Here is an 11,457-nt window from a genome sequence, read left to right as displayed (position 1 = left end):
CGGTGTTGATCGATCAGCGTTCGGCGAACGCTTTCTCAACCACATAGGCGCCGGGACGGGAATTGTTACCCTCGTCAAAGCCACGGGCCTCCAGCAGCTTCTCAGTGTCAGCAAGCATCTCCGGCGAGCCGCAGATCATCACGCGGTCATGCTCGGGGTCGATTTCGGGAATGCCAAGGTCCGCGAAAATCTTGCCGCTTTCGATCAGCGTGGTGATACGGTCGGTGACGGCGAACGCCTCACGCGTAACGGCCGGGTAGTAACGGAGCTTCTTCGCGACGTCCTCGCCCAGAAACTCGTGCTGCGGCAGTTCGTGGCGGATATGGTTCGCGTAAGCCAATTCACCGGAGATACGAACGGTGTGGCTAAGCACGACGTTCTCGTAACGCTCGTAGCACTCCGGGTCCTTGATCAGGCTCATGAAGGGCGCAAGGCCAGTTCCCGTCGACAGGAAATACAGATTCCGGCCCGGGCGCAGGTTATCCAGCAGAAGGGTGCCGACCGGCTTGCGTCCGATCAGAACTGTGTCGCCCACCTTCACGTGGCGCAGGCGCGAGGTCAGCGGGCCATCAGGCACGGCTATGGAGAGGAACTCCAGGTGGTCTTCGTAGTTCGCGGAGGCGATGGAGTAGGCGCGCAGCAACGGCTTGCCGTCCACCTCGATGCCTATCATCGCGAACTGCCCGTTCTCGAAGCGCAAGGCCGGGTCGCGGGTCGTCGTGAAGCTGAACAGCCGGTCGGTCCAGTGATGAACCGTCAGCACCTTCGCCGGGTACAGATGCGCGTATTCTTTCGTGGGCTCCGGCAGATGCCAGAGGCCTTCATGCCCGTCGACCGGAACAATGCCGGAGGGGGCCAGATCGGCGGCGAGGCGTGTCAGCGTTTCGGACATGAACCGGAACTCTCCCGGGTTGAGGCGAAATTACCGCGTTCATGACACCGGGCCGGCAACGCAACGCGCGTCCCCGCCCGACACGCGTTTCGCCGGGGTGGCAGTCGAATGTGGCTGGTGGTTTTACGGGCAAGCCCCCACCTGCGCCAGCTCCATTTTCCGGACGCCGCCCCGCGCGAAGAGCAGGACAGACGCCCAAAAAGGCGCGCCGCCGTCTGGCTTTGGCGTCAGCGCCCTTCCCGTCCGGACTTTCTTCAGTGCGGCAGGTTGTCGTTGCGTCGGATAAACGCTGCGGCTTTGTCATGCAACTCTTTTAACGCAGGCGCGTGCGTGTAAACCATATGCCCCGACATGTATTGGTGGATTTCAATGTTACCCGCCAGCGCACGTGGGATAGGCAGATGGCTCATCTCGTAAACACCCTCGAAATACGGCGTGCCGAGATCGAAATACCCCTGATTGAGCTGCACTTTCAGGCTGGGATTGGTCTTCATCGCCATCGCCAGATCCGGCAGAACGTTCGGCACGCCGCGTTTCGAAGACGGCATGTCGGGCTGCTCGTGATGGAACGACCAGATCGATATCGAATGCGCGCTGGGCTTGTACTCCTGATACGGACCTGTCGGATCGTCCCCACCGTAATGCAGCGTCGTCCGCGCGTAATCGTTGAACGCCGACAGATAGGCCGAGCCCAGCGCCGAACCCATCGGATCATAAGACGGCGTCTGCGAGAGCGGGTCGATGGCGTAGCCGGAGAAGCGGCTATCCAAACGTCCGGTGTCGCTGTCGTCAGCCCCAAGCAATGTCTTTTCGAACTCGCCGCCGTTCACGCGCAGGTTGGCGCGCTTGATATAATCGACCGGCAAACCCGTGTAGCCATGCAGCTTCTCTGCAATCGTATTGAACGCAGCTTCCGGCAGCGCCGTCCCCTGCTGCAACGCTGACGTGTAATCGCCCGTCGCGAAATGCTCGACTTCCTTCAGGAACGTCGGCAGGTCCGCAGGCATCGGCGACAGCTTCTTGTGATACCAAGCCGTCGCGGCGAAACTCGGCAGCGCGAGAATGTAGGGCAGGTCCATGCCCGGATTGGCCTGCGGACGATCGATCGTGTTGTCGTAGTTCAGGATCTGCGACAGCAGCATTACGCCGTTCAGGTCAATGCTCTTGTCCTGAGCCAGCATGTTCGCGACGATAGCGGAACGCGTCGTGCCATAGCTCTCGCCGAACAGGAATTTCGGCGAGTTGTAGCGATTATAGCGCCCCAGGAACTGCGCGATAAAATCGGTGAAGGCGCGCGCATCCGGGTCAGTGCCGTAAAACGCCTTCTCCTTGTCCTTGCCGCCGAGGCGTCCGAACCCCGTACCCGGCGCGTCGATGAACACCAGATCCGTCACGTCCAGCAGACTGTCGTCGTTGTCGATCAACTTGTAAGGCGCTGCGGGCGTATGCGTGTCATCCGCCGTCTGGATACGTTTCGGCCCGAACGCGCCCATATGCAGCCAGACCGTCGCAGAACCGGGACCGCCGTTATAGACGAAGGTGATCGGACGGGACGCCGCAGGAACGCCCTTCTTGAAATAAGCCACGTAGAACATCGACGCGACGGGAAGCTCTTCGGGCTTCGTCGTCCGTTCCGGCGCTGCGTCGTCATAGCCTTTGGGATGAACGATCAGCGTGCCCGCCACGGCCTGATAGGCTACGGGCTGGCCGCGAATGGTGACGCTGCCTTCGGTCACTTTCTGCTGGGGTTTGAAGGAGAAGGCGTCGTCCGAAGGATGCACGGTTTCCGCAGCAACCTTGACGGACTTATCCCCATCAGCAGCCAAGGCCGTGCCAGAGAGTAGGAAAGTCGAGGCAAAGAGGCTCCTAGCGAAAGAACCTATGCTCGTTCCGCCAATTGACTGCATCGTTTTAAGCACACTCACGCTCCCAAAACACACTGAAACCGCGAGTGTATGGGAGAGCGTGTTAAGACCCAAGGGGCGGAGGAGGCGTCAAAATCCAGGGTTGAGTGCGTCGGTTCATTATCTTTCGCTGCATTTATCTGCACAATAAATAATGAATATTACCAATTAATTATCCTCAACATATTCCCGTTTTGACATTGGTATATAATCGGAACCAGATACACTCACATCTCCGGTTTCATCATCAATATACAACCGCAGGTTCGCATCATAAACAAGTTGATAGGCGGACCAGAAAGCTTTTTTTTCTTCATTGTACACCAATTCCACAATCAACATCGGTGTTTCGTTCGTAAAAATTCGATCGCCAGTATTTGGGTCAACCCAATTTTGTGCAATCAATAAAGCATCGTCCTTCGATAATTTCGTTATATACGAGATTTTTTTACCAAAAAATTTGTCTTTAAAGCGATAAAAGATTTTTTTTAACATCACTTAATGATTTCCGAGCACTATCAGTTCGTCACTATCTTTGGGTGTCGCCGGGTAGAAAAAAATATCAAACAGGACCCCTTTAAAATATGATTGGTATAGAAGGTGCCCCGCTTCGGGAACAACACCAAGCCCCCTCAACTCGCCTCTTGCATCCGAACTTTTTTGAGTCCACGACACGTATCCGTTTTTTACAGGAAAAATCAAACCATTTTTTATAGAATTCCATGAAAAGCCGTCGACTTTCATGTGACCGTAACCTTGAGCGAGCGCTTCTTCTATGTATCTAGCAAGAGAACTTACGTTATAGTAGTAAGCTTTGTTGGTAACTCTGTAGTTTCGCAAAAAATCCGTTTTAGGGGTCAACGCTCTATGTAATTTTTCGTGAAAATAAGTACGTTTTATATCTTCATACGGCCTTCTCTCATACAAAAAATCCCCCCTTCTGTCGATCATGTACCGACCTGTGGCCATATTTATTTGTGGCTTTATTTCAGTTACTGTAATATTTCCCAAAAAATCGCATTGACCATATACATTAGGTTGCCAATTATGGCGGTCCAAATCCGACTTTGAAGATAAATAGGTAGTTTTTGGCGGCTTATTTCCATCTTTATCTATTTTTCGTGACAAATATTCTTTATATGACTTGTATTTTTCTGTTTTACCAGAAAACGCATCAGATACTTTGCCCCGGCGCGCGATTTTTCCACCCAAAAAATTTAAAACTGCAGTCAATCCAAGCGTGACAATTGCATCCGCCAACGATCTGGCGGCGTCATTTAAATCACGATCCGTTCGCCCTCTTAAGGTTAGATAAGCGAATTTATAAAGTTGATCCAGCCCCGTAAAGATGGCGGCACCCATCATTACCCAACCAGACACTCCCATCACGACGTCAGCAAACGCACCGACCCCGATAAAATGCAGACCTATGTAACCTACTAGAAACGCAGTCATCACCTCTAAATTCCCGCGAGACATGAGAGCGTCCAACTGCGCAGATGCGGCAGGGCCTACAATTTTTTTTGCCCTAGATAAAACTTCAGTAAGCCTATCGACATTGCTTTGATTTGACCAATCAGTATCAACAAAACCTGACGATAATGCGCTCACAACAAATACCCATCTCTAGATACAATCTATATATCAATAAATGAGCAGCCAATCGCCGTCCATGAGATTTTTAACTTCTCAATAAAAAAGAGAATCCAGATACAAAATTCAACTGAAGGCATCTAATTATGCTTGGGCCACATTGAGTATACGCCCGGCAAGACAACCGGACGTATACTTATCTCGATTTCTTAGCGAAGAATGCCAGTATGCCCGATCGAGTAGCGCCCCGGCTGCGGCCATACCGTCAGCCCGTGCGGCTCAGCCCCCACAGGAATGATCTTCATGGCGCCGGTGTCCGTGTCGATGGCGTAAACCACGTCGTCAAAGCGTCCCGACAGCCACAACAACTTTCCGTCGGCGCTGACGTTGCCCATGTCCGGGCTGCCGCCGCCGGGGATCGGCCAGGTCTTCACCACCTGATTAGTCGCGAAGTCGATGACCGACACATTGCCGTCCTTGCTGTGCGGCGGGCCATGAATCTTGTGCGATCCGCGGTTGGCCACATACATGAACTTGCCGTCGCGGCTGGGATAGATGCCGTGCGTGCCCACGCCGGTATGGATGAAGCCGGTCTGCGTAAAGGTGTCGCCGTCGACGGTGAAAACGCCGTCGGCGTGCATGTCGGCGACATAGAACGTCTTGGCGTCCGGCGAGGCCAGAATGTCCTGAGGCATCCCGCCGCCAGTCAGCTTCAGATACCCGATCAGCTTGTGGTTGACCGTATCCACCTTAGCCAGCATCCCGCCGAATTCGCAGGTGAAGATGGCGTAGCGGCCATCGATCGAGAATTCAGCGTGGTTGACGCCCTTGCACTCCGGCGTCTCGACCGAGGTGTGCAATTCCATCGTATGCGGATCACGGAAGTCGAGGCGTTTGCGGGCCTCCGCCACCACGATGGCTTCCTTGCCGTCCGGTGTGAAATACATGTTGTAGGGATCGTCGACCGGGATTGCCTGCCCCGGCTTGCCGGTGCGCGGGTCGATGGGCGTCAGGCTTCCGTTGGTGGTGCCTTCGGCGTTGTTCGTGACCCAAAGCGTGCGCAGATCCCAGGATGGGACGACGTGCTGCGGGCTCTTGCCGACAGGAAAGCGGTCGACGACCGTCATGGTCGCGGGGTCGATCACCGACACGTCGGCTGAACGCAGGTTCGGCACGTAAATGCGCGGCAGGTCTTTGGCCACCTCCGGCGCAATATTGCTCGGGCGCGTCTCGGAATAAATGTTATGCGGGTCGATGACCGGCGGCATGCCGGGGATCGTCTGCACGGCGCTTTGCACTGGCGCAGGAACTGGGGCCGTCTGCGCATGGGCGACGGTCAGACCACAACCGCCCAGCATCGCGATCGCGACCCGGGCGCCACTCAGAATTCGGTTTTTCATCATAATGTTTCAGAGACCTCCGACCGGACGCCAATAGCACAGCGCCGGACGGCGACAAACGCTTCTGGCTCGCCGACCTGTCAGACCTCGAAACGCGCCGCCATCTCCGTGAGAGGCCAACGCGGCCTTGGCCTGAACCCCATATCGTCGAGCGTCGGCAAACCCAGACGCGCGGCCTCAGCGCATGTCTCCAGGGCGGCCCAACCGACCATCACGGCGTTGTCGGTGCACAGGGACAACGGCGGCGCTGCGAAGCGTAGTCCATGCCGCTCCGCCACATCCGTCAGCCGCGCCCGCAGGGTTTTGTTCGCCGCCACCCCTCCCGCCGCGACGAGCAATGTCGGCCCGTCCATCATCGCTAGGGCGTTGGACACGCGATCGGCGACGACATCCGACACCGCTTGCTGAAAGCTTGCGGCCAAATCGGCGGCGACAGTTCGCGGCAGGGGCTCCGAGCCATAAGGCGCAATCTGGCGCGCGATCGCGGTTTTCAGGCCCGAAAACGAGAAGTCGCACCCTTCCCGTCCCTTTAACGGGCGGGGCAATGCGAACGCTTTCGGGTCACCCTCGCTGGCGAGTTTCTCCAATGCCGGACCACCGGGCCAGCCGAGACCAAGCATCTTCGCAACCTTGTCGAACGCCTCCCCCGCCGCGTCGTCGATCGTCCCGCCCAGCCTGCGGTATCGTCCGACGCCTTCGACGGCGAGGCACTGGCAATGCCCGCCAGACGCCAGCAGCAGCAGGAAGGGAAACGCCGCGCCCCCCTGCACGACGCCGGGCAGCCGCGCCGAGAGCGCATGGGCTTCGATATGGTTCACGGCGATGAACGGCCTGTCCAATGCGATGGCGAGCCCCTTGGCGAAGTTCGTCCCCACGACCAGCCCGCCGATCAACCCCGGCCCAACGCTTGCCGCGACGGCCGCCACATCGGCAGGCGAAAGAGTCGCATCCTGCAAGGTCCGTCTGGCCAGATCAGGCAGAAGCGCCAGATGCGCGCGGGCGGCGATCTCTGGAACCACCCCGCCGAATTCGGCGTGGGCGTCCTGCGACACCAGCCGTTGAGCCAGCACCGAGCCATCCGGCGCGAGGATCGCGCAGGCAGTTTCGTCGCAGGACGACTCGATAGCGAGCAGCGGCCCGACGAGCTGCACAGTCTGCGCAGAACGCTTATCATGAGGATGAACGTTAAAATCGAGGCTTTTCAGGCTCACGTCACCTTTCCTTAGCGCGACGGCGGTAATAAACACCCCACTATGGTTCCCGCACAGCCGTCCGATACCGCCCTTAGCCCGGCGCTGCAAAAAGTAGCCGCCGAGGCCGCCGCACGCCAGAAGACCGTGGTGACGCATCACCGACGGTTGCTGCCGCTCCGCGTCGGCACGAGGGGATCGCCGCTCGCGCTGTGGCAGACCCGCGCCTTCCTTACGCGCCTGACGCGCTTCTGCCCGGTCCTGCGCGACATGAACGCGTTTCAGGAACACCAGATCAACACGACCGGCGATCAGGTTCAGAACCGAGCGCTGGCGGAAATCGGCGGCAAGGGTCTGTTCGCCAAAGAGATTCATGAGGCGTTGCAGGACGGCCGCATCGACTTCGCGGTACACAGCCTGAAGGACCTCGAAACGACCCTGCCGGGTGGGCTGGTTCTGGCCTGCACCATGCGGCGCGAAGACGCGCGCGACGCCCTGATCCTCGGTCCTGGCCTTACGCCTGCGGATCCGAACGACCCGTATTCCGCGCTTCCGCACGGCGCCCTGATCGGTTGCGCCTCGGTCCGCAGGCAGGCGCAGATGCTTCATGTCCGCCCCGACCTGCGGTTCGGACTGCTGCGCGGCAACGTTCAGACGCGCCTCGACAAACTCGCCGCGCGGCAATGCGACGCAACGCTTCTGGCTCTTGCCGGCCTACGCCGGCTGGGGATGGAGGATCGTGCGTCGGTCGTGCTGGAGCCCGACGTGATGGTGCCTTCCGCCGGGCAAGGCATAGTTGGCGTCACGGTGCGCGAGAGCGACATCGAGCTTCGCGAGCTTCTCGCCGCCATCGAGGATTACGAGGCGCGCGCCGTCTCCACGGCGGAGCGCGCCCTGCTTGCGGAACTGGACGGATCCTGCCGCACGCCGATCGGCGGATTCGCACGCCTGCTCCCCGCCCCTGCGGGCGGAAAGGCGACGCTGCATCTGACCGGACTCGTCGCCTCGGAGGACGGCACGTTTCTGCTGCGCCGCGAGACTTCCGGCGCTCCCGCCGACGCGGAACGTCTCGGGCGTGAACTCGCCCGCAGCCTTCGCGCGGACAGCCCCGCTCACATCTTTACCGAATGAATGATGGCCGTGATCGCGACCGCGCGCCGAAACAGGCGACGGCGCGGCGGGCTGATCATCGCGGCGTCCTTGTCACACGGCCGGAGCCGGGCCTCTCCGAAACCATGGAGCTCCTCCGCGAACGCGGTTGGCGCCCATACGCAGCGCCCGCGCTCGCCATCGCTCCCCGCTGCGTGAAACCGCAACAGGGCGTCGCCGCTGCAATTCTCACCAGCGGACAGGCGGTGGACGCTCTCTCTGCCGCGCTGCCAGCCTCCACACAGGTCTTCACCGTTGGCGACGCCACCGCACAAACGGCCGAACGAGCCGGTTTCAAGACCACGATCAGCGCGAACGGAAACGCCAGCGATCTTTTCCGGCTTGTCGCCGCAACTCTAACTCCCGAGGCGGGTCCCCTCCTGCTGCTTTCAGGGCAGGCACAGGGTCTGCCTTTGGCGCGAGCTCTCAGAGCGGCTGGATACACGGTGCGCAGGCGTGTGGCGTATGCAGCCGTTGCCGTCGAAGGCCTGCCTGCCCCCGTGGCGGACGCACTGCACCGCGGAAAAATCGACGTCGTGATGGCGTATTCTGCTCGCAGCGCCGCCGCGACCATGCGGGCTCTGGAACTGGCGGAGATACGGGTGTCCGATCTGACTGGCGTCGCGATCTCCGAGAACACGGCGGCGATCATGAGAGCTGGCGGCTTCAGAACTGTCGCGGTCGCTGCCCACCCGGACGCAGAGGGTATGGTGAACGCTCTCGAAACCGTTCCCTACAAGGAAGGGCCTGCAGCGGGCGAGGGTTCAAAACCCTCAATGGGCTCACGCCTTACGAATATCGCTGCAAAATCTGGGCTTCAGAGCCAGAAAAATTCATCATCAATCCAACCCATCAAATCCCGAGACTAAACAGTAAAACCCTCATGCGCTACACCAAGGCTTAACTGACGGCGCGCCGTAGTATCTCCTTCTTAAATAATATTAAATTTATTGAGCTTTCGAAACAAATCTGATATAAGATCGTTGCTAAATTGAACGCTACTGTTTTGGCTTACGCCAAAAAATCCAATCATCCTCCGGGCTATTTGTATCTTTTTATCCAACATAAAACGCTGTATCTTCTTTTGCTCCTCAGAATCGTCATCAGGATTATAGGAATTTTTTGTCAAATCGTATAAATGTAAAATATCTTCGGAATACTCATCTTTTATTTGGTTCCAAATTATCCAGAATTGCTCATCGGTCATCGGCTCGAGTCGCATTTTTGAGCCAGTAGCACTCGTCATCTTTCTCTCCCAAAGTTTTGCAGGGCACTCTCGAACGGCGACGGCAGGTAGGGGAACCCGCTTTTGAAAACAATGATCGGTCGCTTGGCAGCACTGACCTCGCTCTCTGTTCTTGCATCCGTCCCGCTCGGGACAGCGCGCGGCGCGGACGCCAGCGAGTCAAGATTTCTCTCGCTTTACAAGGAACTTGTCGAAACCAACACTACACTTTCATCTGGCAGTTGCACCCTCGCAGCTGAAAGGATGCGGGCGCGCCTGCTTCAAGCCGGATACACGAATGGCGACGTCCAGATACTCGTCCCGCCGAACCTGCCGCGTTCTGGAGATCTGATCGCAACGCTTCCCGGCTCCGACCTGAAGCTGAAGCCGATCCTCCTGCTCGCCCATATCGACGTGGTAGAGGCCAAGGCGGCAGACTGGAAACGCGATCCGCTCAAGCTTGTAGAAGATAGAGGCGTGTACTATGCGCGCGGTTCATCGGACGACAAGGCGATGGCGTCGTCGTTCACCGACGCAATGATCCGATATCGGGAAGAAGGTTTCAGACCGAAACGGACGATCCGGCTGTCTTTAACTTGCGGCGAAGAGACATCGCGCGAGACTGATGGCGTCGCCTGGCTTCTTTCGGCGCACCCCGATTTGCTTGACGCCGAATTTGCGCTGAATGAAGGCGCGCACGGGCAGTATGACGAAAATGGGAAACCCAAAACCCTTGAGGTTCAGGCAGGAGAGAAAGTCTACACCGATTTCGAACTGACCTTAAACGATCCCGGCGGCCACAGCTCTCGCCCTCGCTACGAAGGCACAGCGATCGTCCGCATGTCCCAGGCTCTTGCGAAACTTGGCGCTTACGAATTTCCTATTTCTATAAACGACACGACCCGCCGTTATTTTCAGACAGAAGCGCTCCACGCCGCCCCCGACGTCGCCCGAGATATGCGCGCGATCCTTGCCGCACCGCCGGACAATGAGGCCGCTGCACGTTTATGGCGCGCGAACCCTTCGTGGAACGGAATGATCCGCACGACCTGCGTGCCGACCATGATTTCCGGTGGTCACGCCGATAATGCGTTGCCTCAACGCGTCACGGTGAATGTTAACTGCCGGATCCTGCCGGGAACAGGAAACGACGAAATTCAAAAAACGCTCACGCAAGTAATGGACGATCCGGGAATTTCGATAAAGATCGTGGACGGATCTCCATCACGCCCCAAACTGCCGCCTATCACTGATCGTATCCTGAACCCGGCGAATCAAATCGCAGAAGAGATTTGGCCCGGAATCGTGGTGTTGCCGACGCTCTCGACCGGCGCAACGGATGGATCGTATCTCAACAGCGCCAGCACGCCGACCTACGGGCTCTCCGGGATGCTTGCCGGACCGGAGGGAAATAACGCCCACGGGTTGAACGAACATATCCGCAAGCAGTCACTGCTGGATGGGCGCCGTTTTCTCTACGAGGTGGTCAAGCTCTACGCCGCCCAATGATCAATTCGGTCGGGGGGCGAGCCCTCGACCGCATGCTTTAGCGAGACCGAACGATCTGGTCCTGTCGAAGCGCCTCTACAGCAACTGCTATCTGCTCCGCGGGTGTCGGGGTGAGAGGAAGGACCAACACATGTTCGTCCGCGTCAGGTTCCTCCAGCGTCGCGAACTGGCTGGGCAGCAGACTGGCCGGCATGAAGTGACCTTCACGCTTCTGCAAACGCGCAGAAATAACATCTTCCGGAATAGCGAGAAAAAGAAACGTGATATCCACACCGCTCGACCGCAGCCTGTCGCGGTAGATTCGCTTGAGGGCCGAGCAGGTCAGGACGCCGCCTCCCCCTTCCTTCGCCCTTTCGGATATCCAGTCACGACACATATCCAGCCACGGCCAGCGATCTTCGTCCGTCAATGGAACGCCAGCCGCCATCTTTTCGACGTTGCTCTTGGGGTGCAGGGCGTCGCCTTCCTGAAACGGCCAGCCAAGAAGGTTGTGCAACCCGTCCGCAACTGTGCTCTTTCCGGTTCCGGAAACGCCCATCACAACGACAATACGCGGCGCCAGCCCCTCCGCGAACGGAAACGAGCCCGCCTTCAT

10 protein-coding genes and 2 pseudogenes are annotated in these 11,457 nt (G+C 58.1%); 4 read left to right on the top strand and 8 right to left on the bottom strand.

Annotation, left to right across the window (positions count from 1 at the left end; genetic code table 11):
* Window positions 1-13 precede the first annotated feature (13 nt).
* From HK28_RS06190 to tsaD, 6 genes are all read right to left on the bottom strand, one after another.
* Complete coding sequence (locus tag HK28_RS06190) at window positions 14-892, bottom strand: ferredoxin--NADP reductase (protein WP_026398646.1); 879 nt, start codon at window positions 890-892, stop codon at window positions 14-16.
* 254 nt (window positions 893-1,146) lie between these two features.
* Entirely contained in the window at window positions 1,147-2,799 is a 1,653-nt protein-coding gene (locus HK28_RS06185; RefSeq protein WP_086643738.1) for a S10 family peptidase, read from the bottom strand.
* 165 nt (window positions 2,800-2,964) lie between these two features.
* Window positions 2,965-3,294 carry a hypothetical protein gene (locus HK28_RS06180; protein WP_143217334.1) on the bottom strand — a complete coding sequence of 110 codons (330 nt, stop codon included), beginning with the start codon at window positions 3,292-3,294 and terminating at the stop codon, window positions 2,965-2,967.
* Entirely contained in the window at window positions 3,295-4,407 is a 1,113-nt protein-coding gene (locus HK28_RS13725) for a hypothetical protein (RefSeq protein ID WP_143217333.1), read from the bottom strand.
* Window positions 4,408-4,598: 191 nt separating this feature from the next.
* Window positions 4,599-5,747 carry a hypothetical protein gene (locus HK28_RS06175; RefSeq protein ID WP_369823609.1) on the bottom strand — a complete coding sequence of 383 codons (1,149 nt, stop codon included), beginning with the start codon at window positions 5,745-5,747 and terminating at the stop codon, window positions 4,599-4,601.
* A gap of 122 nt (window positions 5,748-5,869) precedes the next feature.
* Window positions 5,870-6,940 (bottom strand): tRNA (adenosine(37)-N6)-threonylcarbamoyltransferase complex transferase subunit TsaD, encoded by a 1,071-nt coding sequence (gene tsaD / locus HK28_RS06170; RefSeq protein ID WP_233140397.1) that lies wholly within the window; start codon window positions 6,938-6,940, stop codon window positions 5,870-5,872.
* Window positions 6,941-7,042: 102 nt separating this feature from the next.
* On the opposite strand from tsaD, the gene hemC reads away from it, so the two are divergent.
* The 3 genes and pseudogenes from hemC to HK28_RS14130 all read left to right on the top strand — a co-directional run.
* Window positions 7,043-8,110 carry a hydroxymethylbilane synthase gene (gene hemC / locus HK28_RS06165; RefSeq protein ID WP_086643734.1) on the top strand — a complete coding sequence of 356 codons (1,068 nt, stop codon included), beginning with the start codon at window positions 7,043-7,045 and terminating at the stop codon, window positions 8,108-8,110.
* Window positions 8,107-8,829, top strand: a pseudogene (locus tag HK28_RS14255) (uroporphyrinogen-III synthase); the annotation flags it as partial. The gene hemC and the pseudogene HK28_RS14255, both read left to right, overlap by 4 nt.
* A 56-nt stretch (window positions 8,830-8,885) precedes the next feature.
* Window positions 8,886-9,032, top strand: a pseudogene (locus HK28_RS14130) (IS481 family transposase); the annotation flags it as partial.
* A 27-nt stretch (window positions 9,033-9,059) separates the two neighbouring features.
* On the opposite strand, the gene HK28_RS06155 reads toward HK28_RS14130, so the two are convergent.
* Window positions 9,060-9,374 carry a hypothetical protein gene (locus tag HK28_RS06155; protein ID WP_086643732.1) on the bottom strand — a complete coding sequence of 105 codons (315 nt, stop codon included), beginning with the start codon at window positions 9,372-9,374 and terminating at the stop codon, window positions 9,060-9,062.
* Between the two features lie 84 nt (window positions 9,375-9,458).
* On the opposite strand from HK28_RS06155, the gene HK28_RS06150 reads away from it, so the two are divergent.
* Window positions 9,459-10,862 carry a M20/M25/M40 family metallo-hydrolase gene (locus tag HK28_RS06150; RefSeq protein ID WP_233140391.1) on the top strand — a complete coding sequence of 468 codons (1,404 nt, stop codon included), beginning with the start codon at window positions 9,459-9,461 and terminating at the stop codon, window positions 10,860-10,862.
* 37 nt (window positions 10,863-10,899) lie between these two features.
* On the opposite strand, the gene HK28_RS06145 is transcribed toward HK28_RS06150, so the two are convergent.
* On the bottom strand, window positions 10,900-11,457 hold the full coding sequence (locus HK28_RS06145) for a gluconokinase (protein WP_086643768.1): 558 nt from the start codon (window positions 11,455-11,457) through the stop codon (window positions 10,900-10,902).

The organism is Acetobacter sp. DsW_063 (assembly GCF_002153745.1).
In the GTDB taxonomy this organism is placed as follows: domain Bacteria; phylum Pseudomonadota; class Alphaproteobacteria; order Acetobacterales; family Acetobacteraceae; genus Acetobacter.
Note: the sequence above shows the minus strand (reverse complement) of the source record. Positions and strands in the feature narration are given on the sequence as shown.

What these genes read in the sequence shown, in the direction of transcription:
- HK28_RS06190 (WP_026398646.1), bottom strand. Translation starts at nt 892, where the DNA reads ATGTCCGAAACGCTGACACGCCTCGCCGCCGATCTGGCCCCCTCCGGC.
- HK28_RS06185 (WP_086643738.1), bottom strand. Translation starts at nt 2,799, where the DNA reads ATGCAGTCAATTGGCGGAACGAGCATAGGTTCTTTCGCTAGGAGCCTC.
- HK28_RS06175 (WP_369823609.1), bottom strand. Translation starts at nt 5,747, where the DNA reads ATGCTGGGCGGTTGTGGTCTGACCGTCGCCCATGCGCAGACGGCCCCA.
- hemC (WP_086643734.1), top strand. Translation starts at nt 7,043, where the DNA reads ATGGTTCCCGCACAGCCGTCCGATACCGCCCTTAGCCCGGCGCTGCAA.
- HK28_RS06155 (WP_086643732.1), bottom strand. Translation starts at nt 9,374, where the DNA reads ATGACGAGTGCTACTGGCTCAAAAATGCGACTCGAGCCGATGACCGAT.
- HK28_RS06145 (WP_086643768.1), bottom strand. Translation starts at nt 11,457, where the DNA reads ATGAAGGCGGGCTCGTTTCCGTTCGCGGAGGGGCTGGCGCCGCGTATT.